Source organism: Dyella sp. PARNA 12/25 (genome assembly GCF_055702865.1).
On the sequence record NZ_JBVQCI010000008.1, the window covers coordinates 182,374 to 206,533 of the forward strand.

28 protein-coding genes are annotated in these 24,160 nt (G+C 63.5%); 22 read left to right on the forward strand and 6 right to left on the reverse strand.

Annotation, left to right across the window (positions count from 1 at the left end):
- Positions 1-75 precede the first annotated feature (75 nt).
- The 10 genes from AC0GUR_RS15925 (at position 76) to AC0GUR_RS15970 (ending at position 9,536) form a co-directional block, all read left to right on the forward strand.
- The gene (locus AC0GUR_RS15925; protein ID WP_472878479.1) at positions 76-546 is read left to right on the forward strand and encodes a F0F1 ATP synthase subunit B; all 471 of its coding nucleotides are present in this window, start codon (positions 76-78) and stop codon (positions 544-546) included.
- Positions 547-549: 3 nt separating this feature from the next.
- Positions 550-1,083 (forward strand): F0F1 ATP synthase subunit delta, encoded by a 534-nt coding sequence (locus AC0GUR_RS15930; RefSeq protein ID WP_472878480.1) that lies wholly within the window; start codon positions 550-552, stop codon positions 1,081-1,083.
- 152 nt (positions 1,084-1,235) lie between these two features.
- Positions 1,236-2,786: a F0F1 ATP synthase subunit alpha gene (gene atpA, locus AC0GUR_RS15935; RefSeq protein ID WP_472878481.1), complete on the forward strand. Its 1,551-nt coding sequence runs from the start codon at positions 1,236-1,238 to the stop codon at positions 2,784-2,786.
- Positions 2,787-2,877: 91 nt separating this feature from the next.
- A complete protein-coding gene (gene atpG, locus AC0GUR_RS15940; protein WP_472878482.1) occupies positions 2,878-3,798 on the forward strand; it encodes a F0F1 ATP synthase subunit gamma in 921 nt (306 codons plus the stop codon).
- Between the two features lie 181 nt (positions 3,799-3,979).
- Positions 3,980-5,392, forward strand: coding sequence for a F0F1 ATP synthase subunit beta (atpD, locus tag AC0GUR_RS15945; protein WP_472878483.1), 1,413 nt, complete (start codon positions 3,980-3,982; stop codon positions 5,390-5,392).
- A 94-nt stretch (positions 5,393-5,486) separates the two neighbouring features.
- Complete coding sequence (locus AC0GUR_RS15950) at positions 5,487-5,912, forward strand: F0F1 ATP synthase subunit epsilon (protein ID WP_472878484.1); 426 nt, start codon at positions 5,487-5,489, stop codon at positions 5,910-5,912.
- A 95-nt stretch (positions 5,913-6,007) separates the two neighbouring features.
- Positions 6,008-6,529, forward strand: coding sequence for an energy transducer TonB (locus tag AC0GUR_RS15955; RefSeq protein ID WP_472878485.1), 522 nt, complete (start codon positions 6,008-6,010; stop codon positions 6,527-6,529).
- Positions 6,530-6,604: 75 nt separating this feature from the next.
- Positions 6,605-7,978 (forward strand): bifunctional UDP-N-acetylglucosamine diphosphorylase/glucosamine-1-phosphate N-acetyltransferase GlmU, encoded by a 1,374-nt coding sequence (gene glmU / locus AC0GUR_RS15960; protein ID WP_472878486.1) that lies wholly within the window; start codon positions 6,605-6,607, stop codon positions 7,976-7,978.
- A gap of 110 nt (positions 7,979-8,088) precedes the next feature.
- Complete coding sequence (locus AC0GUR_RS15965) at positions 8,089-8,649, forward strand: hypothetical protein (RefSeq protein WP_472878487.1); 561 nt, start codon at positions 8,089-8,091, stop codon at positions 8,647-8,649.
- 176 nt (positions 8,650-8,825) lie between these two features.
- The gene (locus AC0GUR_RS15970; protein ID WP_472878488.1) at positions 8,826-9,536 is read left to right on the forward strand and encodes a DUF4850 domain-containing protein; all 711 of its coding nucleotides are present in this window, start codon (positions 8,826-8,828) and stop codon (positions 9,534-9,536) included.
- 3 nt (positions 9,537-9,539) lie between these two features.
- On the opposite strand, the gene AC0GUR_RS15975 is transcribed toward AC0GUR_RS15970, so the two are convergent.
- On the reverse strand, positions 9,540-10,526 hold the full coding sequence (locus AC0GUR_RS15975) for a chorismate transformation FkbO/Hyg5 family protein (protein WP_472878489.1): 987 nt from the start codon (positions 10,524-10,526) through the stop codon (positions 9,540-9,542).
- A gap of 89 nt (positions 10,527-10,615) precedes the next feature.
- On the opposite strand from AC0GUR_RS15975, the gene AC0GUR_RS15980 reads away from it, so the two are divergent.
- From AC0GUR_RS15980 to AC0GUR_RS16015, 8 genes are all read left to right on the forward strand, one after another.
- Complete coding sequence (locus AC0GUR_RS15980; RefSeq protein WP_472878490.1) at positions 10,616-10,885, forward strand: phosphopantetheine-binding protein; 270 nt, start codon at positions 10,616-10,618, stop codon at positions 10,883-10,885.
- A gap of 79 nt (positions 10,886-10,964) precedes the next feature.
- A complete protein-coding gene (locus AC0GUR_RS15985; RefSeq protein ID WP_472878491.1) occupies positions 10,965-11,687 on the forward strand; it encodes a COG4648 family protein in 723 nt (240 codons plus the stop codon).
- Positions 11,684-11,983 carry an ApeI family dehydratase gene (locus tag AC0GUR_RS15990; protein WP_472878492.1) on the forward strand — a complete coding sequence of 100 codons (300 nt, stop codon included), beginning with the start codon at positions 11,684-11,686 and terminating at the stop codon, positions 11,981-11,983. Before AC0GUR_RS15985 ends, AC0GUR_RS15990 begins: the two co-directional genes overlap by 4 nt.
- The gene (locus tag AC0GUR_RS15995; protein ID WP_472878493.1) at positions 11,980-12,933 is read left to right on the forward strand and encodes an LpxL/LpxP family acyltransferase; all 954 of its coding nucleotides are present in this window, start codon (positions 11,980-11,982) and stop codon (positions 12,931-12,933) included. Before AC0GUR_RS15990 ends, AC0GUR_RS15995 begins: the two co-directional genes overlap by 4 nt.
- Positions 12,881-13,504, forward strand: a complete 624-nt coding sequence (locus AC0GUR_RS16000) for a LolA-related protein (RefSeq protein WP_472878494.1) — start codon at positions 12,881-12,883, stop codon at positions 13,502-13,504. Before AC0GUR_RS15995 ends, AC0GUR_RS16000 begins: the two co-directional genes overlap by 53 nt.
- A gap of 47 nt (positions 13,505-13,551) precedes the next feature.
- Positions 13,552-15,825 carry an MMPL family transporter gene (locus AC0GUR_RS16005; RefSeq protein ID WP_472878537.1) on the forward strand — a complete coding sequence of 758 codons (2,274 nt, stop codon included), beginning with the start codon at positions 13,552-13,554 and terminating at the stop codon, positions 15,823-15,825.
- Positions 15,809-16,243, forward strand: coding sequence for a hotdog family protein (locus tag AC0GUR_RS16010; RefSeq protein WP_472878495.1), 435 nt, complete (start codon positions 15,809-15,811; stop codon positions 16,241-16,243). Before AC0GUR_RS16005 ends, AC0GUR_RS16010 begins: the two co-directional genes overlap by 17 nt.
- Before the next feature lie 83 nt (positions 16,244-16,326).
- Positions 16,327-16,833, forward strand: a complete 507-nt coding sequence (locus AC0GUR_RS16015; RefSeq protein WP_472878496.1) for a hypothetical protein — start codon at positions 16,327-16,329, stop codon at positions 16,831-16,833.
- 57 nt (positions 16,834-16,890) lie between these two features.
- Here AC0GUR_RS16015 and AC0GUR_RS16020 read toward each other — a convergent pair whose 3' ends face one another.
- The 3 genes from AC0GUR_RS16020 to AC0GUR_RS16030 are packed head-to-tail and all read right to left on the reverse strand — an operon-like array spanning position 16,891 to position 19,636.
- The gene (locus AC0GUR_RS16020; RefSeq protein ID WP_472878497.1) at positions 16,891-17,646 is read right to left on the reverse strand and encodes a glycosyltransferase family 2 protein; all 756 of its coding nucleotides are present in this window, start codon (positions 17,644-17,646) and stop codon (positions 16,891-16,893) included.
- Positions 17,643-18,440, reverse strand: coding sequence for a beta-ketoacyl synthase chain length factor (locus AC0GUR_RS16025; protein ID WP_472878498.1), 798 nt, complete (start codon positions 18,438-18,440; stop codon positions 17,643-17,645). The genes AC0GUR_RS16020 and AC0GUR_RS16025 overlap by 4 nt, the downstream gene beginning before the upstream one ends.
- Entirely contained in the window at positions 18,437-19,636 is a 1,200-nt protein-coding gene (locus AC0GUR_RS16030; protein ID WP_472878538.1) for a beta-ketoacyl-[acyl-carrier-protein] synthase family protein, read from the reverse strand. The genes AC0GUR_RS16025 and AC0GUR_RS16030 overlap by 4 nt, the downstream gene beginning before the upstream one ends.
- A 105-nt stretch (positions 19,637-19,741) precedes the next feature.
- On the opposite strand from AC0GUR_RS16030, the gene AC0GUR_RS16035 reads away from it, so the two are divergent.
- Together AC0GUR_RS16035 and hemF are read left to right on the forward strand one after the other, a co-directional pair.
- A complete protein-coding gene (locus tag AC0GUR_RS16035; RefSeq protein WP_472878499.1) occupies positions 19,742-20,506 on the forward strand; it encodes an ElyC/SanA/YdcF family protein in 765 nt (254 codons plus the stop codon).
- A 104-nt stretch (positions 20,507-20,610) separates the two neighbouring features.
- Positions 20,611-21,513 (forward strand): oxygen-dependent coproporphyrinogen oxidase, encoded by a 903-nt coding sequence (gene hemF / locus AC0GUR_RS16040; RefSeq protein WP_472878500.1) that lies wholly within the window; start codon positions 20,611-20,613, stop codon positions 21,511-21,513.
- Between the two features lie 84 nt (positions 21,514-21,597).
- Here the strand turns inward: hemF and AC0GUR_RS16045 are convergent, their stop codons facing one another.
- Entirely contained in the window at positions 21,598-22,251 is a 654-nt protein-coding gene (locus tag AC0GUR_RS16045; protein ID WP_472878501.1) for a DUF4097 family beta strand repeat-containing protein, read from the reverse strand.
- Positions 22,252-22,399: 148 nt separating this feature from the next.
- Here AC0GUR_RS16045 and gpmA point away from each other — a divergent pair, with 148 nt between their 5' ends.
- The gene (gene gpmA / locus AC0GUR_RS16050) at positions 22,400-23,143 is read left to right on the forward strand and encodes a 2,3-diphosphoglycerate-dependent phosphoglycerate mutase (protein ID WP_472878502.1); all 744 of its coding nucleotides are present in this window, start codon (positions 22,400-22,402) and stop codon (positions 23,141-23,143) included.
- A 115-nt stretch (positions 23,144-23,258) separates the two neighbouring features.
- Complete coding sequence (locus AC0GUR_RS16055; RefSeq protein WP_472878503.1) at positions 23,259-23,780, forward strand: CcdC protein domain-containing protein; 522 nt, start codon at positions 23,259-23,261, stop codon at positions 23,778-23,780.
- A gap of 6 nt (positions 23,781-23,786) precedes the next feature.
- On the opposite strand, the gene glnK is transcribed toward AC0GUR_RS16055, so the two are convergent.
- Complete coding sequence (gene glnK / locus AC0GUR_RS16060) at positions 23,787-24,125, reverse strand: P-II family nitrogen regulator (protein WP_472878504.1); 339 nt, start codon at positions 24,123-24,125, stop codon at positions 23,787-23,789.
- Positions 24,126-24,160: the final 35 nt, after the last annotated feature.

A 24,160-nucleotide genomic window follows, 5' to 3' on the forward strand; every position in this document is an offset into this window, starting at 1 on the left:
AAAAGTGTCGCCGCAGCGTGATCGCGCTGCGGCGATCTGCGGTTTAACGCGTTACCGGAGTTAATTGGAAAGCTCATGGATATCAATCTGACTTTCCTGGGCCAGATGGTTTCTTTCGCCATCCTGGTCTGGTTCACCACCAAGTTCATCTGGCCGCAGCTCAATCACGCGATTGAAGAGCGTCAGAAGAAGGTTGCCGAAGGTCTGGCCGCCGCCGAGAAGGCGCGCGCCGAACTGAAGGATGCCGACGCCAAGGTTGCCAATGAGATCAAGCAGGCCCGTCAGCAGGCCAACGAGATCATCGAGCGTGCTCAGCAGCAGGCCAACCAGATTGTGGACAAGGCCCGCGCCGAAGCCACGACCGAGGCAAACCGCCTGAAGGCTGCCGCCGCCGAAGAAATCGTCAGCATGCAGCAGCGTGCGCGCGAAGAGCTGCGTAGCTGGGTGGGCCGTCTGGCCGTCCAGGGCGCCGAGAAGATCGTGCAGCGCGAAGTCGACGCCAACGCCCACAAGGCGATGCTCGACCAGCTTGTGGCCGAGATCTAAGTCATGGCGCAGGCAATCACTCTCGCCCGCCCCTACGCACGTGCAGCTTTCGAGCTGGCCCATGAGGCCGGCTCGCTCGGTGCATGGTCGCAGGCGCTGGCTTTCGCTGCCGAGGTGGCGAAGGACCCGCGCGTGGTTGGCTTCGGCAACGATCCGCGCGTGCAGCCGGAGCAGCTGGTGGGGCTCCACTTGCCGCAAGGCATGGCCGCGGACGCGCCGTTCGCAATGTTTCTTGGCGAACTGGCCGAGCACCGTCGCCTGGCGCTGCTGCCGGAAATCGCGGCGCTGTACGAACAGTACAAGCGCGAATCCGAGTCGCAGCTGTTGGTGAAGGTGACCAGCGCGTTCGCGCTGGATGCCGCGCAGGCCGAACAACTCAAGGCGTCGCTGAAGCGCCGCTTCAAGCGCGAAATCGAACTGGAGACCCAGGTCGATGCGTCGCTGCTTGGCGGTGTGGTGATTGACACTGGTAACGAAGTGATCGACGGCTCCGCCCGTGGACGTCTGGCGCGCATGACCCGCGCGCTGACCGTCTAAGTTTTACGCGAAGTCCGTTTCGCGAAGAGCAAAGCCGGCCATCTGTGGCCGGACAACACAAGTTTCAAGCGAAGTCCATTTCGCGAAGAGCAAAAACCAACCATCCATGGCTGGACTCTTCACCAAAGGCTTAAATTTCAGGATATCGACCCATGTCCAGCACCACCCTGAACCCGTCTGAGATCAGTGAACTGATCAAGAGCCGCATCGAGCAGTTCAAGCTCGGCGCAGAAGCCCGCAACGAAGGCACGATCATCAGCGTGTCCGACGGCATCGTGCGCATCCACGGTCTGGCCGACGTGATGCAGGGCGAAATGATTGAACTGCCGGGCAACGCCTACGCGCTCGCGCTGAACCTCGAGCGTGACTCGGTCGGCGCCGTGGTGCTGGGTGAATACCAGCACCTGCGCGAAGGCGACACCGCCAAGACCACCGGCCGCATTCTCGAAGTGCCGGTCGGTCCGCAGCTGCTCGGTCGCGTGGTCGACTCGCTCGGCAACCCGATCGATGGCAAGGGCCCGCTCAATGCGCCGCTCACCTCGCCGATCGAAAAGGTCGCGCCGGGCGTGATCTGGCGTAAGTCGGTCGACCAGCCGGTGCAGACCGGCTACAAGTCGGTGGACTCGATGATCCCGATCGGCCGTGGCCAGCGCGAGCTGATCATCGGCGACCGTCAGACCGGCAAGACCGCGCTGGCCATCGACGCGATCATCAATCAGAAAGACTCCGGCATTAAGTGCATCTACGTCGCTATCGGCCAGAAGCGTTCGTCGATTGCCAACGTCGTGCGCAAGCTCGAAGAGAACGGTGCGCTGGCCAACACCATCGTGGTGGTCGCCTCGGCGTCCGAGTCGGCCGCGCTGCAGTACATCGCGCCGTACTCCGGTTGCGCCATGGGCGAGTACTTCCTCGACCGCGGCGAAGACGCGCTGATCATCTATGACGATCTGTCCAAGCACGCCGTGGCTTACCGCCAGATCTCGTTGCTGTTGAAGCGTCCGCCGGGTCGCGAAGCCTATCCGGGTGACGTGTTCTATCTCCACTCGCGTCTGCTCGAGCGCGCAGCCCGCGTGTCCGAAGAGTACGTCGAGAAGTTCACCAACGGCGAAGTGAAGGGCAAGACCGGTTCGCTGACCGCGCTGCCGATCATTGAGACCCAGGCCGGCGACGTGTCTGCGTTCGTGCCGACCAACGTGATTTCGATCACCGACGGCCAGATCTTCCTGGAAACCGACCTGTTCAACGCCGGCATCCGCCCGGCCGTGAACGCCGGTATCTCGGTGTCGCGCGTGGGCGGTGCTGCCCAGGTCAAGATCGTCAAGAAGCTGTCCGGCGGCGTGAAGCTGGCCCTGGCTCAGTACCGTGAGCTGGCTGCGTTCGCGCAGTTTGCCTCGGACCTGGACCCGGCCACCCGTGCCCAGCTGGACCGCGGCATCCGTGTGACCGAGCTGATGAAGCAGTCGCAGTACGCCCCGCTGTCGGTCGCCGAGCTCGCGCTGTCGGTGTACGCCGCCGAGAAGGGCTACCTCGACGATCTGCCGCAGAACAAGGTGCTGCCGTTCGAGAAGGGCCTGCATGCCTTCATGCACCAGAACCATGGCGACCTGATGAAGAAGATCGTCGCCACCGGTGACTGGAACAACGACATCGAAGCCGTCTTCAAGTCCTCGCTCGACGAGTACAAGAAGACCGGCAGCTGGTAAGCAGTAGCAGGGTGTACGGCCGTCCATACGGCCGTACCGCACTCCGGTCAATGCAGCCGGGATCGCAATAACCCAGAAGGTTGAGGCAAACGTGGCAAGCGGACGCGAAATCAAAACCAAGATCAAGAGCACGCAGAACATGCGCAAGGTGACGCGCGCGCTCGAAATGGTCTCGGCCTCGAAGATCCGCAAGGCGCAGGATCTGATGAAGGCCTCGCGGCCCTATGCGCGCTCCATGCGCAAGGTGATCGCGCACATCGCCCAGGCCAACACCGACTTCCAGCATCCGTTCCTGCAGGAGCGCGAGTCCGTCAAACGCGTGGGCTACCTCGTCATCACCACTGATCGCGGTCTGTGCGGTGGTCTCAATGCCAACCTCTTCCGCAACCTGCTCCCGGCCATCCGCGAGTGGCAGGACAAGGGCGTGGAAGTCGACGTGGTCGCGGTCGGCCAGAAGGCGATCCAGTTCTTCCGCCGCATCAAGGGCGTCAACCTGATCGCCACGGCCAGCCACCTCGGTGAGCGTCCGAAGCTGGAAGCGCTGATCGGCGTGATGAAGGTCGCGCTCGACGCCTACATGGGTGGCAAGCTCGACCGCGTGTTCCTTGCGCACAACGAGTTCATCAACACGATGACGCAGAAGCCGGCGGTGCATGCGCTGCTTCCGCTGCCCGTGGTGGCCGGGGAAATGATCGAGGGCCAGCCGGCCTCGCCGGATTACCCGGTGGCGGGCCTCAAGCTCGAGCAGAAGCACGACTGGGACTACATCTACGAACCCGATGCCGCCGCCGTGCTGGAGTACGTGCTGGGTCGCTACATCGAGTCCGTGGTGTATCAGGGTGTGCTGGAAAACCTGGCCAGCGAGCATGCAGCGCGCATGGTGGCCATGAAGAGCGCGTCGGACAACGCCAACAAGGTGATCAGCGAACTGAGGCTGATCTACAACAAGGCGCGTCAGGCCGCGATTACCCAGGAAATTTCGGAAATCGTGGGCGGCGCCGCGGCTGTATAAGTGCAGGTATCCCTGCCTGCAAGAGAAGATCAAAGAGCGGCCATTCATGGCTGCGAACGGTTAAAGCGATCATCCATGATCGCCAGATTCAAAAGGCAACCATCCGTGGTTGCACTACTCAACAAGAGCGACGCCAAGGCGGCGCTGTAACGAACCTAAAAGATCCATCCGGAGCACATCCATGAGCCAGGGCAAAGTTGTACAGATCATCGGCGCGGTTATCGACGTGGAATTCGCACGCGATCAGGTGCCGCAGGTTTACGACGCGCTGAAGATCGACGGCACCAACATCACGCTGGAAGTCCAGCAGGTGCTCGGTGACGGCGTCGTCCGCACCATCGCCCTCGGTTCCACCGACGGCCTGAAGCGCGGCCTGATGGCGCGCAACACCGGCGAAGCCATCAAGGTGCCGGTCGGCAAGGCCACTCTGGGCCGCATCATGGACGTGCTGGGCAATCCCATCGACGAAGCCGGCCCGGTCGGCACCCAGGACCACTGGGAAATCCACCGCGAAGCCCCGAGTTACGAAGACCAGGCCCCGGCCAGCGGCTTGCTGGAAACCGGCATCAAGGTGATCGATCTGATCTGCCCGTTCGCCAAGGGCGGCAAGGTCGGCCTGTTCGGCGGCGCCGGCGTGGGCAAGACCGTGAACATGATGGAGCTCATCAACAACATCGCTAAGGCGCACGCGGGTCTGTCCGTGTTCGCTGGCGTGGGCGAGCGTACCCGCGAGGGCAACGACTTCTACCACGAGATGAAGGACTCCAACGTGCTCGACAAGGTGGCCATGGTGTACGGCCAGATGAACGAGCCGCCGGGCAACCGTTTGCGCGTGGCGTTGACCGGCCTGACCATGGCCGAGTACTTCCGCGACGAGAAGGACGAGCACGGCAAGGGTAAGGACGTGCTGCTGTTCGTAGACAACATCTACCGCTACACGCTGGCCGGTACCGAAGTGTCCGCACTGCTCGGCCGCATGCCGTCGGCGGTGGGTTACCAGCCGACGCTGGCCGAGGAAATGGGCGTGCTGCAGGAGCGCATCACTTCGACCAAGACCGGTTCGATCACCTCGATCCAGGCCGTGTACGTGCCCGCGGACGACCTGACCGACCCGTCGCCGGCCACCACCTTCGCCCATTTGGACGCGACCGTGGTGCTCTCGCGTAACATCGCTTCGCTCGGTATCTACCCGGCCATCGACCCGCTGGACTCCACCAGCCGCCAGCTGGATCCCAACGTGATCGGCAACGAGCACTACGACATTGCCCGCCGCGTGCAGGGCACGCTGCAGCAGTACAAGGAGCTCAAGGACATCATCGCGATCCTGGGCATGGACGAGCTGTCGGAAGAAGACAAGCTGACCGTGGCCCGCGCACGCAAGATCGAGCGCTTCTGTTCTCAGCCGTTCCACGTGGCTGAAGTGTTCACGGGCTCGCCGGGCAAGTACGTGCCGCTGAAGGACACCATCCGTGGCTTCAAGATGATCGTGGACGGCGACGTGGACCACCTGCCGGAGCAGGCGTTCTACATGGTCGGCGGCATCGACGAGGCCATCAAGAAGGCCGAGGAAATGGGCGCCAAAAAGGCGGCCTGATCGGTGTGAGGCTTTACGGTGAAGTGCGCTTGCCGCGCTTCACTGGCTCCACACAGCATCGTCTGCTTTTCACCGAACGCACCGGAATACCGTCATGAGTCATACCCTCCGTGTCGACATCGTCAGCGCCGAAGCCGAGATCTTCTCCGGCGAAGCACAGCTGGTGGTCGCCACCGGCGAGATGGGCGAACTGGGCATTGCGCCCCGCCATGCCCCGCTGATCACCCGCCTGAAGCCGGGCCACGTTGACGTGGTGCTGGTCGGTGGCGAGCGTCAGCAGTTCTGGGTGTCCGGCGGCATCCTGGAAGTGCAGCCGCAGGTCGTCACTGTGCTGGCGGACACCGCCGCGCGCGCTTCCGACCTGGATGAAGCTGCCGCCCAGCGCGCCAAGCAGGAAGCCGAGGACGCCTTGGCCAACCGCACCGACGCCGTCGAAATCGCCGAGGCACAGGCCAAGCTGGCCCAGGCCATCACCCAGCTGCAGGCGCTGGAGCGCCTGCGCAAGACGCTCAAGCACTAAGCGCAGCGTCCGATGGTGCCCCACGAAACGCCGGCCTTTGGGTCGGCGTTTTTGTTTATGCTGATCTGAAGCCGGTCATCGAAGCCCCGGACGCGATGCGCCAACGCCGCCTGAGTCTCTACGGAGTCCTTCCCATCGCGGTCGTCAGTGTGTTGCTGGCGGCCTGCGCCAGCGCGCCCACCGGCGTCGCAGGACACCCCTCGCCAGCGATGCAGCACTACCCGCTGGCACTGGGCGAGATCACCACGGGTGGTATGCCTCGCGATCACACGGCACCGCCGTATCCGCCGGGTCTGCTGGATGCGCGTCTGCCTCCGCAAGAGGTGAAGGCCACGCTGGCGGTTGATACGGCAGGCAAGGTCAGTGAGGTGCGTATCGAAGGCGAGGACCAGGCGAGCCCGCAGCGGAGGCAGTTCGACGACGTGGTGCGCACCGCCGTGATGCATTGGCGCTTCGAGCCGTTGCGTGTCACTCAGTGGGCTGCCGATGCCATTGGCAACACGCACGACACAGGTAGTCAGGCCCGCCCCTTCCATCGGGACTATGTGTTCCGGTTTGCGTGGGAGGATGGCAAGCCGGTGACCGAAGCCAGCGCGTCCCCCGTTCCCAAGCCTTAACCCCTCGGTCCGATGTTCCCCGCGACGCACCCCCGGCGCTGCTATCCTCGGCCGCGAGTCTGAATAGGTCTGCTTATGACTAAGAACGCCCCTTTGCATGTGATCGTCCTTGCCGCTGGCGAGGGTAAGCGCATGAAGTCGAAAAAGGCCAAGGTGCTGATGCCTTTGGCTGGCCGTTCTCTGCTGGCACACGTGCTGGATGCGGCGCGAACGCTGCAGCCGCAGAAGATCCATCTGGTTTACGGCCATGGTGGCGACCAGGTGCTTGCGGCGTTCGAGGGGCAGCCCGACCTGAACTGGGTGCTGCAATCCCAGCGTCTGGGCACCGGGCATGCGGTGCGTGAGGCATTGCTCGATGTGCCTGACGAAGCCGCCGTGCTGGTGCTTTACGGCGATGTACCGTTGACGCGTGCGCAGACACTGCAGCGGCTGGTGTCTGCCGAGGGCACGGTCAGTCTGCTGGCGACGCGCGTCCCCAACCCGTTCGGCTATGGGCGCGTGCTGCGCGATGGCAACGGTCTCGTGCGCGCAGTGGTGGAGGAGAAGGACGCGGATGACGCACAACGCGCGATCAACCTCATCAACACCGGCATCGTCGCGGCCGAAGCCGAGGCGCTGAAGCGTTGGACGTCCAAACTCGACCGCAACAATGTGCAGGGTGAGTATTACCTCACCGATATCTTCGCCATGGCCGCAGGTGAAAATCGCGCCGCGACGTGTGTGGAATGCGAGGACGAATACGAGGCCGCTGGCGCCAACAATCCCTGGCAGCTCGCCGAGCTGGAGGCGCAGTACCGTCTGCGCGCGGCCAAGGCGCTCGCTCTGGAGGGTGTGCGTATCGTCGATCCTTCACGCATTGATGTGCGCGGTACTGTCCATGCGGGCATGGATGTGGAGATCGACGTCAATGTCATCCTTGACGGCAAGGTGACGCTGGGTGATGACGTACGGATCGGCGCCTTCACGCGCTTGAAGGATGTGCATCTCGCGGCCGGCACCATCGTGCACCCGCACTGCGATCTGGAAGGCGTGGTGACTCACGGGCCGTGCATCATTGGCCCGTTCGCGCGCCTCCGTCCTGGTACGGAGCTGGCCGAGGGTGTGCACATCGGTAATTTCGTCGAGACCAAAAAAGCACAGCTTGGCAAGGGCAGCAAGGCCAATCATCTGAGCTATCTCGGCGACACCGTCATCGGTAGCGGCGTAAACATCGGCGCCGGCACCATTACCTGCAACTACGATGGCGCCAACAAGCACCTGACCACCATTGGCGATGGCGCATTCATTGGTTCCAACAGTGCGCTCGTCGCGCCCGTCACCATCGGCGCGCAGGCCACCATTGCTGCAGGCTCGGTGATCGGCAAGGATGCACCTCCAGGCGAGCTCACCATCGCCCGCGCTCGGCAGATGACGCTCAATGGATGGCAGCGACCGATCAAGAAATCGTAGTTCGGGTTCGCGCGCTATGTGAAGGCATGGCGCGGTGACCATGGATGCATGTGATCACGCAAGACGTTTCGTACGTACCTATCCCCCACCTAGTCGTGAAGGAATTGGTTATGCGTGTATGGACGTTCAGTGCATGGGTGATGTTGATCTTGCTCTTGCAAGGTTGTGCGAACACGGCGTCGGCCCCTGATCCGGGTGCGACGAAGTCTGGTGCGGTTCAGTTGTTTGATGCCGATGCAAAACCTCGCTTCAACATCTATCTCTCCTGCGCCAGCAGAACGGTCAATTGCGACATGGTCGAGAGAGCGTTCGATTCGTGGGCAGACGGACGTCATCTGACCTTGCATACGGTGTCGCATGACGATGCTGCATTCTCGCAAGGCCAGCCATCTCGAACGCAGGATCAGTCCCAGCCTTATCGGCTTGCTGTGCGTTATGCGCCTGAAATGGGTACGTTTAGCAATTCCATGACGGGCACGGGTACAGGTCTGCCGGTAGTTAGCTACAAAGCGACCGTCCAGGTTTTCGATGCAGCAACCGGCAGCTTGCTCAAGACCATGTCGTTTCACGACGAGAAAACGGCCGATGGTGGCGGAACGGCAAACCCTTACCTCAAGGCGCAGGTGCAGGCTTTTCTCGGGCGTCTGGATCCGGGGTATGCCAAAGGTTGAATTCATGCCACTGGAGTTGGCAGCTCGAAGAACGGGTGACACGGACCATCCAGTCGCCCTGTCATCAGGGCGAAGAGGGCGTTATGCGAAACAGGGTCAGTAACTACCTATGGGTGGTGTTTGTCGTGACGTGCTTGTGGGGCGCTTGTGCGCCCCCATCGCATGCTGAGACGGTCGTGCGGGAACTCAGGAGCGCACCGCAGACGCAGTCGTCTCCCGGAACGGACTATCAGCTACGTACAGCGTCCGTCGCTGGTGTGGCGGTGACACTCATCGACGTTTCATCGTGGCCCGGTGAGCGGACCAAGACGGATGCCACCAAGCTTCCACCGCTACCCGCTATGCCACCTGCAGCGGTGAATGATCACGTGCAGTGGTTTTACGGTGATGTCGTCGGCTGGATGCCTGTGCCCACCGAATGGCATGTGCAGCGGGCGGCCATCGGCTGGGATGGCAGCACCGTTTATACCTTTGCCGCGCCTGAGGGTGTTTCGGCTGGTTGGGTCAGCTACACCGTCGAGCCCGGTTGTGTGGGTTGCATTCTGGATGCAGCGAACGGTTTGCTGCCGGGCGCCGGTGAGCGTATGACGGCGAATGCTTTCGGCGCTGGTGCGGATCTCGGCCAAACCAACCCCGTGATGAGCTGGCAGTCGCGACCGGATGATTGCACCGCGTTGTTTCGCTATCGCACGGGCGGCATGACCGTGCACGCCGCCGTACTCAGTAGTGTGCCGATCGCCACCTTGGATACAGGCAAAGGCGACCTTTCGCTCGCTGAGATATATGCAGCGCTGCCGGATCGACAGTCGCCGGTGACGTCATTTCTGATCAGCCACTTCCAGCAGGCTTTTCATGCCTGCCATGCCCCTAACGGTTGGCCGAGCTGATAGTCAGGCGTAGCGCCAGCCATCGATCTCCACCAGCAACTCCTTACGGCAGATGTCGCCGTGCAACAGGAGCACGGGCACGCCAGGCAGGCGCCGCTGCAGGAAGTCGCGCACGATGGGGGCGTCGGTGGGATGCCGTACGTAGGCTTTCAGCGGCGACTGCGTGTCGAAGCCGGCGGCCATCCCAGCATTGGCCAACAACGCTTCGAGGTTCACCAGCGTTTCGTCCAACTGTGCCAGCAGGTCGTCATCGTGCGCCGAGGTGTGGCCGACCACCGCAGCGGTGCCGGAGATAGCCAGGGCATCCAGACCGGGCAAGGCCATCGCGCGTGCGAAGCTGGGCGGCGTGCGGCCGTACTGGCGCGGGTAGCGCCATGCGCTTACCTGTCGGGGGTTCTCGACGCGTACACCAGGTTCATCGCAGGCCAGCAGATACACCTGCAGGCGCGGCTCCGGGGCGTGGTGTCCGATGGCGGTGGCCGCCGGGAAGCCTTCGGCAAAGAAGCTGCCCATACCGATGGCTCGGCCATCGCAGAACTGTTTGTAACGCTCGACGTCGCCTTCGCCCTGATTGATCTCACCCAGATAATTCCAGATGCGCAGGACGTGGCGCTCGCGTCGGGTCGCCAGGAATTCACGCAGTTGCGCATAGATCGTGGCGGCGGTGCTGCTTGGACCGCCACACGCCGGTTCATTCAGGGTGATGGCAGCAAACAGCCAGCCATCGCCAGCCGACCATTGCAGATCGCCGACCCTTCCATGCGTCACCGGACCGTCGACCTGCCACAGCTCCATCGTCGCGGGAGCGTCGAAGCTTTCCAGGTCCACCCGGAGCCAGCGTGGATCGTCACTGGAGGCGGCCCCGGCGCCAAAACCGAACACGGCCAAGGTGCCGGGTTCATGCCAAAGCGTTGCCAGGTCAGTGTGTCGGTAGGACACCTGGGGCGCACGCCGCGGCGCCAGCCTGACGTTTTCACAACCCTGAACCATGGCATCAAAAGAGGGGGTAGGGGGCGCTATGTTACACTTGTCGGCCGCGACCTCCGGGGGAGAGGCGCACGCAACAGGTATGGACCAGCATGGTCGAGCAGAGCGCCGCACAACACGAACTGGCCACTTTGATCGTGGAATGCCTCAATCTGGAAACAGTGACGGCCGACCAGATCGACCCGGATGCCCCGCTGTTTGGCGGCGATCTCGGCCTGGATTCCATTGATGCGCTCGAAATCGCGCTGGCCGTCTCCAAGCGCTATGGCTTCCAGCTGCGCTCGGACAACCCCGAGAACCGCCAGATCTTCACCAGCCTGCGCACGCTGTCCGAGCACGTTGAACGGCACAGAGCTGTTTAACTGGCATCGGGCATGATGGGGCGCCAACACGGCAGACTTCCGTTGCGTCCCGTTCGAATCCAGGCAGGCTGAACCACCCATGTCGTCTTCATTCGTCTCCCCACCGAGATCGACGCCGCGGCGCTGGTTGCCGCTGATGCTCGCCTATCCGGTGCTGGCGATGGCCGGCGTGATCACCCATCGCCAGGGCTTCTCCCTCGCGGCGTGCGCGCTGCTGTTCACCCTGCTGATGGCGCCGGGCCTTGCCGCACGCAGGCCGCTGCCTTGGATGGTGTGGACGGTCACCCTGGCAGCGATGGCTGAGCTGTGGCTGCATGGCATGGTAGGTCTGCTGCTCGAAATCGTGCCCATCGCTATCAACGTGCTGCTGGCTGTGCTGTTTGGGCGAAGCCTGCGTGCGGGTTCGACACCGTTGATCGCCCGTTTCATCGAAGCAGTCGAAGGCGCAGAACGATTGCATACGCCCGGCGTAGCTCGCTATGCCCGCCAGCTCACCTGGTTCTGGACGATGCTTACCGCGGCGCAGGCGCTGGTGCTCACGGTGCTGCTGCTCTGCGCTGAGCCCGGCGGCTTGCTGCATTCGCTGGGTGTTTCCTCACCCTGGCCGGTGTCAGCGGCGCTGGCGCAGTCATACATGCACGTGGGCGGCTACCTGTTGATCGGCGCGGCGTTCCTGCTGGAACACGTGTTTCGCCGCTGGCATCTGCGGCATATCGAGCATCCGCGTCTGCACGCATTGGCGCTGGACATTGCCGCACGCTGGCCGCAACTGGTGCGCGGCGAGGATCCCGCATCGTCATGAGCCACACCGAATTTCACCACACGTTTCTGGTGGCTAATGATCACCCCTGCCTGCCCGGTCATTTCCCCGGTAAGCCTCTGGTGCCGGGTGTTCTGTTGCTGGAGCATGTGGCAACTGCCCTTCACCAGTGGCGAGGAGAGCGCCTGGTACGCGTCGTGGATGCAAAATTCGTGGCGCCCCTGTTGCCGGACGAGCAAGCAGAGGTGGTGTTGGCCGACACAGGTGTGCGCGTGCGCTTCGAGATCCGCCGCGGCGACACCTTGCTCGCGCGTGGCACAGTCGAGGGCATGGCATGAGCGGCCATTGGCAAAGTCGGCCCGAAGGTGGCGGGCGTTTTGCGTTGTGGCTGATTCGCACCGTCGCACTGGCGGGCGGTCGCCCATTGGGCCGCTTGGTGCTCTATCCCGTCACGCTCTACTTCTACTTGCGTCGCGGCCCGGAGCGTGCGGCCTCGCGCCATTTTCTGGAACGCGTGCTCGGCAAGCCGGTCACCACGTGGCAGGTGATGAAACACCTTCACGCCTTTGCTGCGATCACGCTCGACCGCATCTTTCTGTTGGCGCATGGTGAGAAAGGTTTCGACCTCACTGTCGAGGGTCTCGATGAACTAGAGGCCACTCTGGCGCAGGGGCGCGGTCTGCTCTTGGTGGGCTCCCACCAGGGCAGCTTCGAAGCTTTGCGGGCGCTTAGCTCGCGCCGACCGGACATTTCCCTGCGGGTCGTGCTGGACAAGCAGAAAACGCCCGACATGACCGAGCTACTTGAGGCGCTTGCACCCGAAATTGGTGCCAACGTCATCGATTCGTCGCTTGGCGGTGCGTCCATTACGCTGGCCATGGCCGAGGCTTGCGAACAAGGTGCCATGGTTGCCTTGCTGGCCGATCGCGGTCGCGAGCACGAAGTGCTTCGCCGCACGCCCTTCCTGGGTGAGCCCGCACCCTTTCCGGTGGGCCCATGGCTGCTGGCGCATTCGTTGCGCGTGCCGGTGATGCTTTGCTTTGGACTGTACGAGGGTGGCAATCGCTACCGCCTGATTTTCGAGTCGTTCGCCGATCGCGTGGAGATTCCACGCCACGAGCGCGCGCAGGCACTGGACATCGTGCTCGCCCGCTTTGCCCGCCGCATGGAACACTACGTTCACGTGGCCCCCTACAACTGGTTCAATTTCTATGATTTCTGGCAGCAAGACGTGGATGCTCGTGGGCGGACTGATGCTGTCGCTGTGCGCGAACGCGTCGGCGCCTGAAGACGCCGTCACCGCACGCGCTCTGGTCAGTTCGCTGGGGCGCCCGGCACCTGCACGCACACCGTTTGCCGAAGCGCGTTTCATGAAGATGCTGGACAAACCGCTGGTGGTTTCCGGCCAACTGGCATGGCTCGGTGACGACCGCTTGCAGCGCCAGGTCGAGCACCCGAACCGCGAAGTGTCGACCATCGCCAATGGCGAAGTGACGCTGCAGCGCGAAGGCCGCGAGCCGCGAACCTTCTCGCTCAAGCGCGCGCCGCAATTGCAGATACTGCTGGACAGTTTCGTTGCCTTGTTGGGCGGCGACGCCGCGCGACTTGAGCAAGCCTTCACTGTGCAGCACAGCACCAACGACACCAAGCGTTGGACCCTGACGCTCACGCCGCGCGACGCAAAGCTGGCCCATGCGGTGAGTCGCATCGAGATTGATGGCAGCGGCAATGAGCCTCGATGCATGCGCATGCAGGAGGTGGATGGCGACCTGTCCATCGACCTCTTGGGCGAGCTCGCCGCAAAGATGCCGGCGGCGCCCACGCGAGAGGCGCTCGTGGCGCTCTGCCAGGGCAGTTGAACGTGCAACGCCGCGGTCGCCTGACGCTGCTGGTGCTGTGGTTGGTGATGCTGGCACTGCTCGGTGCCTTCGTGATCCAGCATCTTCGCGTCAGCACCGATCTGCGCAGCTTCATGCCGGCGCCGACCACGCCGGATCAGCGGCTGTTGATGGAGCAAGTGGGTGAAGGCCCCGGTTCGCGGTTGCTCTTGCTCGCCATCGCCGGCACCTCGAACGAACAGCTGGCGTCGCTCAGCCAGCAACTGGCGGTGTCGCTACGCAAGAACGACAGTTACACGCAGGTGTTCAACGGCAGCTTCGACATCACGGCATTGGATACCAGGCTGCTGCCTTACCGTTATCTTCTTTCGCCAACGCTGGATCACCAAGCCCTGGATGCACCGTTTCTGCGCGATGAATTGCAGCAACGGCTGGAGGATCTCTCTTCGCCAGCGGCCAGTTTGCTGAAAGGCTTGCTGCCGCGCGACCCCACGCTGGAGGTGCTGAAGCTGGCCGAACGTTGGACCCCGGCACGGTCGCCAGAGCTGGTCGATGGCGTGTGGTTCTCCGCACAACATGAGGCGTTGCTGCTGGTGATGACGCGTGCGCCTGGGTTTGACCCGGATGCACAAAACGCGGCGATCAACGGTATTCGGCAGGCATTCGAAGCGCTCCCTGGACATGAAGGCGCCACACTCACCTTCAGTGGGCCGGGTTACTTCAGCGTGGTGGCGAATGCGCAAACGCGCGGGCAGGCGGAATGGATCGGCCGCATTTCCACTGTCGGCTTCGTGCTGTTGATGTTGTTGGCCTATCGCAGCATCGGGTCTTTTCTGCTTTCTGCCCTGCCCATCGCCAGCGCAGCACTCGCGGGCATGGCTGCGTTGGTGATCTTGTTTCCACAGGTGCACGGCATCACGCTCGCCTTCGGTTTCACCTTGCTGGGTGTCGTGCAGGAATACCCCATTCGCGTGCTCAGCCATCGGCGCGCTGGCGAAGATGCCGTGCAAAGCGTTCGCGACCTCTGGCCATTGCTGCTCACTGCCATCGCGTCGGCGTGCATTGCTTATCTCGCGTTTTATGCCTCGGGCGTGAATGGCTTGAAGCAATTGGCCGTCTTTACCGTAACGGGTTTGCTCGTTGCAGGTTTCAGCACACGCTATCTCTTGCCCTGCCTGTTGCCGACCCGCGTACGCGATGTGGCCGACATGCCTTGGCTGATGCGCACCCGCCAGTGGGTGGATGCGCTGCCTCGCCCTCGCTGGATCCCTCTGGTGGTGGCGGTGGCGACGGTGGCGATGCTCGCTTTCGCGCAAGGCTCGTTCTGGCAGAACGACCTGTCTGCATTGACACCGATACCGACGGATCTGCTGCTGCGCGACGCGCGTCTGCGTGAGGCGCTGGGCGCGCCCGACGTGCGTTACCTGCTGGTGCTGGACGCGCCCAGCGAACAAGGCGTGCTGGAACTGTCGGAGCGTGTGGAGCCTGCCGCAGCTGCGCTGATCGCCAGGCACGCGGTGGATGCCATTGAGCTGCCTTCGCGCTACCTACCGAGCGAATCCGTTCAGCGCGCGCGACAACAGCGCTTGCCGGAACCTGTTGCGCTCAACAAGGCTTTGGCGGAAGCACTGCATGACCTCCCGTTTCAGCACGATGTGTTTGTGCCCTTTCTGGATGATGTACAGACCGCGCGTTCGCTGCCTTTGCTGACGCCGGAGCGCTTCGCAGCCTCACCCTTGGGGCAACGCTTGTCTGCGATGCTGGTGCAGCGCGACGGCCATTGGCTCGGTCTCGGTACGCTGAGTGGCGTGCATGACGTGGCGGCCTTGCAGTCTCTGGCGCAACAGAGTGGAGGCGCTGTACGCCTGCTTGATCTCAAAGGCGCGGCCGAATCCCTGGTGGTCGATTACCGGGCACGCATCCTGCGTGCCTTGCTTGTCGCCACCCTATTGCTGGTGGTGGCCATCACCGTGGCGCTGCGTAGCGTGCGCCGCGCCTGGCACGTGCTGGCGCCTATGACGCTGGCGACCTTTCTGGTGCTGGCGGTGCAACGCTTTGCCGGGGTGGAAGTGTCGCTGTTTCATCTGGTGGCCTTGATTCTGGCGGCCGGCCTTGGGCTGCACTATGCGTTGTTCTTTGAGCGCGACACCGGTGACCCCGCTGAGCAGCGACGCACGCTGCACGCCACCCTGGTGTGCGTGCTCTCCGCCCTGCTGGTCTTTGGCATGCTGGCCTGGAGCTCCATTCCAGTGCTGCGCGCCATCGGCCTTACGGTGAGCTTGGGCGTCGCCTTCCATTTCTGCCTTTCGATACTGATGGCTCCTCATGCTCGCGAAGACTGACTGGGCGCACCTGATTCCACACCAGGGCACCATGTGCCTGCTGGACACCGTGGTGGCGTGGGACGACACCATGATTCATGCGGTGAGCGAAAGTCACATGCGCGACGAAAATCCCCTGCGCCATGAGCATAGGTTGCATGCGGTGCATCTGGCTGAGCACGGTGCGCAGGCTATGGCGGTACATGGCGCGCTGTTGGCGCAGCAGAAGGGCGAAGAAACCGCGCGTGACGGCAAGCTTGTCAGTCTTCGCGATGTGCGATTAGAAGTTGAGTATGTGGTCGAAGGGTCGGCGCATCTGGATGTTTATGCCGAGCGTCTTTACGCCGATGGTGGTGGTGCGCAGTACGCGTTTCGGGTACTGCAAGCGGGTCACCTCTTAGTGAGCGGGCGCGCGGCGGTGATCTACTCGCCGCAATAAGCTTGCTGCATACTTGAAGCAGGGGACGCGTTCTTCGATGCGTTCGCAGGAAGCACTGCAATTTTCAACACAGGGAACTAGAGATGCGCAAAGCGTTGTTCATAGCCGTGGCTGCTCTCGGCTTTTTTCAGGCTGCCCATGCGGCAGATGCCGTGGCCATTCAGCAGAAGATTCCGTTCAACGAAGACGCCGAGATCGCGACTTCGGTCAAGCGTGAATGCCAGCTGCAAGAGCATCTTTCCGAATACGTGGTTCGGTTCACCAACCCTGGCGCGGGAAAGGTCGAGACCGCCGCTGAAGTCTCCCCCGATAGCGCCAAGCGCGTACTGGTGATGGAGATTACCGGTGCGGTATCCGACGGCAATGCCTTTATGGGACATCACAAATCGATGTCGGTCAAAGGCAAGCTCTATGAAGACGGTCAACTGACCGCCAGCTTCAAAGCTCGCCGCAATACGATGGGCGGTGCATTCGCGTCGTTCAATGGCAACTGCGGAGTGCTCGATCGCGCCAACGAAGAATTGGGCAAGGACATTGCCGCTTGGTTGGCGCAGCCGAAGATGGATGCGATGCTCGGCGATCTTGAGTAATCGCTGGCACGTGGTGCCGCATTTGCGGCACCACGTGGGTTTCATGGTGCGACAGATTCAGATGGCGACTTCAAACACGACGGGACGCGTAGCGCGCGACCGTCGGTAACTGGCAAAGACGTCCCCGTGATGGAACACCTGGCCGATGGTGTACGTCGTGATGCGCGTGACATCGCGTACCGGGCTGAAGTGGCTGATGCGGAACTCACCGTGGTAACGCGAAGCAATCGGCACCGACACCACGCCAAGGCCCTTCTCGCGCGAAGCCGCAATGAGGATGGCGGCCTCGAACACAAAATTTTCAGCGGGCAGGTCGACCAGATCCAGCGCCGCGCGCGGATACCAGCGTTGTCCGCTCTGCGTGTCGACCACGGGTTGGGCACAAGCCCATGAAATGCCCCAGTCCGCCACCGCGTTGGCGCGGCGGCGACCCTTGGGCTGCTGCTCACGGTCGAGCAGGCGCGCACCAATCACGATGTGGTTGGGATAGCGCTGTGCCGCGGCAACAATGCGCGGGATATCGCTGGCCAGGTGCTGGCCGTCGCCGTCCATGGTGAGCACAGCGTCGAAGCCCTGTCGCAGCGCTTCACGGAAGCCGGTGCGCAGGCCTTCGCCCTTGCCGCGGCGCGTCGGGTGACGAAGCAGGGTCACCGGCAGCGCGCCGACGATGTCGGGCGTGCCGTCGTCCGAGCCGTCATCCACCACAATCACGGGCACGCCCAGCGCAAGCACGGATTGCACAATCGCGCCGATCGCCGCTTCCTCATTGAGGCAGGGGATCAAGACACACCAGCGGACATCGGACGTATTCAAACAGGCCTCTCCAGGACAACACTCAGAGCCAGGGTTTCAGCGGCGGCAAGGACGCACGTTCCCTGGCCTCGTACAAGATTTTGCATCAGCGGCCAGGCGGATGCGGCAATGGGATTGGTTTCGACCCAGGCGTCGCCGGTCAGCGCGGGGCGCAGCGACTTGTCCGCATGGGGCATCACGGTAAGTTCGAGACGGCCAAGGCTGCGTGCCTCGAGCTGGGGCGACAGGACCAGGGCGCAACCAAACGAGGCGCGGGTGCCGCTCATCTCGCCCAGCGGGCCGCTGCCGGCGATATCACTGCAGACCAGCAGAACCGGGCGTTGTTCCGCGACGCAAAGTGTAGCTGCTTCCAGCAGGCCGGCGCCGAAGCTCGCGTCGCCGGCGGTGATGGCGCTGGATGCCGCGTGGCAACCGGTGGCCATGGTCCAGTAACCGGCGGGCGCGTTATGCACGGAATTGTGGAAGCGCGTGGGCGAGAGCTCGGTGGGCGCCAGAGCCAGCGTCGAGCACATGTAGTCGGAGATCAGCTGGTCGCCATAGGCGGAACTGAAAACGCACAGCAGCTCGTTCGCGGCGCGGCCACTCATCGCCACCGCCTGGGCGGCCACCTCTACCGCCAGCAGCACGCTTTCCGGGGCGCGGCGGCGTTCGTTGGCAGGCAGCGTCGTTGCGGATGGCCGTGCGGGTGGTGGCGAAACAGATTCGCGTCGCTCCCGAGCCTGAAACGCGGCGAAATCGCCAAGCGTGGCCGACCAGAGGCCGACACCTTCCAGGTGGACCTGCAGCGTGCTCATGCCGCTGCCCTCCCGAAGGCGAGACACGCGTTGTTGCCGCCAAAGCCGAAGGAGTTGCTGAGCGCGATGTCGACGCGCTGCTGTTCGCTCCGCAGGGCCAATTGGGGGCCGCACGCGGCATCGGGGGTCGTGCAGCCGAGATTGCCGGGCACCAGGTCGTGGCGGATCGCTTCCAGGGCGAATACAGCTTCCAGAATGCCGGCAGCACCCAGCGTGTGGCCGGTGAGCCCCTTGGTCGAACTGGCGCGAGTGGTGGCAGGGAAGGCGCGGGCGATCAGCGTCGCTTCCACTTCATCGTTCTTCAGGCTCGCGGTGCCATGCAGGTTGATGTAGTCAACCTGCTCGGCACGAAGGCCTGCCCTCGCCAGGGCGTCGCGCAGCGCCAGTTCGGCACCCAAGCCTTCGGGATGGGGTGAGGACATGTGGTGCGCGTCGCTCGACTCGCCATAGCCCAGCAGCCGTGGCGCATACGGCACCGCGTCGGCGCGCTCCAACAGGGCAAAGCCGGCAGCCTCGCCAATCGAGATGCCCTTGCGCGCCTGGTCGAATGGGCGACACGGCTCAGGCGACACCAGTTCCAGCGCGTTGAAACCAAACAGCACGCTGTCGCACAAGGTATCCACGCCACCCACCACGGCGGCGTCGGCCAGCCCCAGGCGGATCAGGCGCTCGGCGTTCGCAAACACCTTGGCGCTGGACGAGCAGGCCGTGGAAACCGTGAGGCAGGGGCCTTCCAAACCCAGCGCCTCGGCGACAAAGCCGGCCAGCGAATGAGGAGTGTGAATCAGCGGGCGCCGCAACTCGGCCGGCATCTGGCCTTCGCTGTCGAGATGGCGGTAGGCCTCTTCGGTGGCGCCGATGCTCGAGGTCGACGTACCCAGCACCAATGCGACGCGCGCGGCACCGTAGCGTTGGCGTGCATCCAGTGCCCGGTCCAGAAACTGGTCCTGGTGCAGGCCCAGCCAGGCCAGGCGATTGTTGCGGCATTCCCAAACGGCATGGGCAGCCGGCAGCGCGGCGTCTTCCACGCCCGCAACACGACCTATCCAGCACGCCAGCGGGGCGCTGCTGAAGTCGTTTTCGCGTAGGCCGCCGCGGTGGCTGGACAGGGCAGCAAGGTGGCTTTCCAGACCTTGGCCGAGCGCCGACGTAGCCGTGTACGCGCTGACGGCAAGAGGTTGAATCGATTGGGGCATCACGCCAGCGTAACCACCCCCTGTGACCTTGCCTAGTCTGGACAGCGCGGGCGGGAGGTGGCGTTCATCTTCGGCAAAGCCCGCCAAAGTGCCGATTGCGCCCGCATGGGTGCCTGCGCACACTGGCATATCAGCCAACCTCACCTGCCCGCCCGCGCCTTGCCTCCGATCACTGCCCCGTTAAAACGCGGTCCCTGGCGTTATCTGAGCGATCGCGACGTGTTGCACGCGGCACTGGTGACCATCGTCGCACTGGCGTTGAGCCTGGGGCTGCTGTGGGTGGCCTACCTGATCCATGTATGGCGCATGGCAGCGCGCAGCCCCCTGGTGCCGGCGCGCCCCATGACGGTGCTGGTGTTCGGCCGGCGCTTGGTGCACGACCAACCCGAGGCCGATTACCAGCAGCGCCTGCAACGCGCCCTCGCCCTGATGCGCACCAACCATACGGAGCATGTGCTGCTGTTGGGCGGTCGTAGCGGTGGTGCACTCAGCGAGGCGGCGGCCGGGCGGAGCTGGCTCCTGACCCACGAGCTACCGCCGGGCGTGATACTGCAACTGGAGCAGGCGTCGGTCGACTCGCTGGAGAACCTCCGCCACGCGCGCAGCTTGTTGCAGAAAGACGGCCCGATGGCGCGCGCGTTGCCGCCGGTGGCCTTGGTGACGAGTCGCTATCACCTTGCGCGCTGCCAGTTGCTGGCGCGTCATCTGGGTTTTGATAGCGTGCCGGTAGCCGCCGAGCCCACGCTGGTGCTCAGTCGACGCTACGTGGTGCGCCTGCTGGCCGAGTCGGGTTATCTCATGTGGATCGACGTGGGTTTGCGCTGGGCCGCGCTGATTGGCCATCGACGCATCACCGCCCGCGTCAGCTGAGTGCGTTTGCGCTGATTGAAACAGGCACGCGACGTGCCGCCACAGCGGTGCAAGCATCGGCGCTTGGTAAGCTTGCGGCATTTCGAACGAGCACGAGCGACGCGATGAGCCAGCAAGCCGATCAAGCCGAATCCTTTCTGCGCGAGCTGCAGGACCGCATCTGCGATGCCATCGAGCAGCTCGATGGCAAGGCGCGTTTCGAAGAGGATGCATGGACGCGCCCCGCCGGTGGTGGCGGACGCACGCGCGTGCTGCGCGACGGCGCCATCTTCGAGCAGGCCGGCGTGAATTTCTCGCGTGTCTATGGCCACCAGCTCCCGCCCAGCGCCACGGCGCATCGCCCCGATCTGGCTGGCGGCAGCTTTGTCGCCACTGGCGTGTCGCTGGTGCTGCATCCGCGCAACCCGCATATCCCCACCACGCATGCCAACGTGCGCTACTTCGAAGCGAGCAAAGAGGGCGCGGAGCCGGTGTGGTGGTTTGGTGGCGGCTTCGACCTGACGCCGTTCTATCCCCACGACGAGGATGTCGTGCACTGGCACACCGTGGCACGCAACCTTTGCGAACCCTACGGCGCCGACGTCTATGCACGCTACAAGAAGTGGTGTGACGAGTACTTCTACCTCAAGCACCGCAGCGAAACACGCGGCGTGGGTGGCCTGTTCTACGACGATCTGAACGAAGGTGGCTTCGAGCGCTGTTTCGCGTTCACGCGCGATGTCGGCAAGGGCTTCCTCGATGCCTACCTGCCCATCGTCGAGCGTCGCAAAGACACGCCTTATGGCGAGCGCGAGCGCGAATTCCAGCTCTACCGTCGTGGTCGTTACGTGGAGTTCAACCTCGTGTACGACCGAGGCACCCTGTTCGGCCTGCAGTCGGGCGGGCGCACCGAATCCATCCTGATGAGCCTGCCGCCACGCGTGCGTTTCGAATACGCCTATCAGCCGGAACCTGACTCGGCCGAAGCGCGGCTTGTGGATTACCTCAAGCCGCGCGATTGGATTTGAGGCGAGGAGTGAAGAACTAGAAGTGAGAAGTTAGAACAAGCACACCGGCTTTTCTCTCACTTCTCACTCCTCTTCACTCACTTCTCATTCCGTCGGCGCGTCACCGCTGAACTTCACCGGCGTCGCGCCCTTCACTGGGCCGATCTGCGCCGAGTCGCTCACCTGCAGCACCACCTCGCGGCGGAACTCCAGCGGGCCTTGCACCACGGCATGCGGCCCGATCACCACGTGCGGCAGGCGGCTATTACTGTTCCAGCTGAATCCGCCGGGCTTGTCGACCAGGATGCCGCCTTCCACGCGGGAGTTGGCGCCCACGATGACATCGCCGTTGGTGGTGCGCAGGCCGCCACCAACATGGGCGGCGTCAAGCGTAATGCTGCCGTTGACGTTGCCGGCCTTGCCAGCCACGTCGGTGCCCTTGCCCAGGCGAATGGCGCCATTGGTGGTGTCGACACCACCGGAGATGCGGCCGCCCTGTCCCACCGTGATGGCACCGTTGGTGCTATCGATGGCGCCGACCTGTGCATGATCACCCACGTCGACCGAGCCGTTGACCGTGCTGGCTTTGTCCGCCACGGCGTTGTCGCCGATATGCACCGAGCCGTTGACGGTGCTCACTTTGCCGGCATGTTGACCGGCTTCGAGGCGCACGGTGCCGTTGACCTTGCTGAGGTCGTCAGCCTGCACTGCCAAAGGCAGCACCAGAGTCAGGGCGAAGGCGAGGCTATGTAAACGCATAAGGTGCTCCGATTGAGGCTGATGATTGTCTATAGGATGCACCGCCAGGCCAGAAGGTTTAGCGTGACCTTCGACACGGGAGGCGCTCGATTTGACGTGCCCGGGCCCGGGCCTCACCATTTCAGGTTTCCCGCCGCGAATACCAGCCATGTACAAGCTCGTTCTTATCCGTCACGGCCAGTCCCAGTGGAACCTCGACAACCGCTTCAGCGGCTGGGCCGATGTGGACCTCACCGAACAGGGCAAGGCCGAAGCCGCCGAGGCTGGTCGCCTGCTCAAGGCCGAGGGTTATAGCTTCGATGTCGCGCACACCTCCGTGCTCAAGCGCGCCGTGCGCACCCTGTGGGGCGTGCTGGATGGTGTGGATCAGATGTGGTTGCCCGTGGTTACCGACTGGCGCCTCAACGAGCGCCACTACGGCGGCCTGACCGGCCTCAACAAGGCCGAAACGGCGGCCAAGTACGGCGAAGACCAGGTCAAGGTGTGGCGTCGCAGCTACGACATCCCGCCGCCGCCGCTTGACCGCGCCAGCAACGAGTCGGTGAACGATCCGCGCTACGCCAACCTCGACCCGTCGATGATCCCCGACACCGAGTGCTTGAAGGACACCGTGGACCGCGTGCTGCCGTACTGGCACGACGTGCTTGCCCCGGCCATCCGCTCCGGCCAGCGTGTGGTGGTGGCCGCGCACGGCAATTCGCTGCGCGCGCTGGTGAAGTACCTGGACAACATCTCCGATGAGGAGATTACCGAGCTCAACATCCCCAACGGCGTGCCGCTGGTGTACGAGTTCGACGCGGACCTCAAGCCGATCCGCCACTACTACCTGGGCGACGCCGACGCCATCGCCGCCAAGATGGCCGCCGTGGCCAATCAGGGCAAGGCCAAGTAAGGCCGTTTGACCATGGCGGGTGACAGCCGTCACCTGCCATGGCTGGCTGGCGTCAATCGCGCTTGGTTACGCGGAGACGCTAAGCTGCCGCCACCTCTCCAAGCGAAGGACCGCCATGAACCCCAACATGATGTACGCCATCATGATTCCCGTGATGGTTTTTGCGGTGTGGCGACGCGTGCGCCGCAGCTTCGGGCGGCAGCCGATACAGCGGAAAAAAATGATGGCGCGCATTGCCATCTTCACCGTGCTTGGTGCCCTGATCATCGCGGGCGGCACGCACAACCTTCGACTGGTGGAAGGCGTGCTGGGCGGCGCCTTGGCTGGCGCGGCACTGGGCACCGTTGGGCTGCGGCTGACTCGATTCGAACGGGACGCCAGCGGCGCGGATCTCTACATCCCCAATGCCTGGATCGGTGGTGTGTTGACCGCCGTACTCATCGGCCGACTGGCGTGGCGATTCCTGGTGCTGATGCCGCAGATGCAAGACCCGGCCATGGCGCACTCGGCGCCGGCCTTTGGCAACAGCCTGCTGACCATGGCCATCCTCGGGCTCATGATCGGCTACTACATCTGCTATTACGCCGGCCTGCTGGTGCATCACCGGCGTTTCGAGCGGGCGCAGGCTGCAGCCTGACGCCGCTCAGAGGGCGTCGGTATCCAGCTCGCCGGTGCGGATGCGGATCACCTGCTCCAGCGGCGTGACGAAGATCTTGCCGTCGCCGATCTTGCCGGTACGGGCCGACTGCTGGATCGCCTCCACCACGCGGTCCAGCTGGTCGTCACCCACCGCCACTTCCAGCTTGATCTTGGGCAGGAAATCGACCACGTACTCCGCGCCGCGGTACAGTTCGGTATGGCCCTTCTGGCGGCCAAAGCCCTTGACCTCGGTAACGGTGATGCCCTGCACGCCCACCTCGGCAAGCGCCTCGCGTACATCGTCCAGCTTGAACGGCTTGATGACCGCAACCACCAGCTTCATGGGTAATCCTCGAAAATCACAGCGTGGGCAGGGGC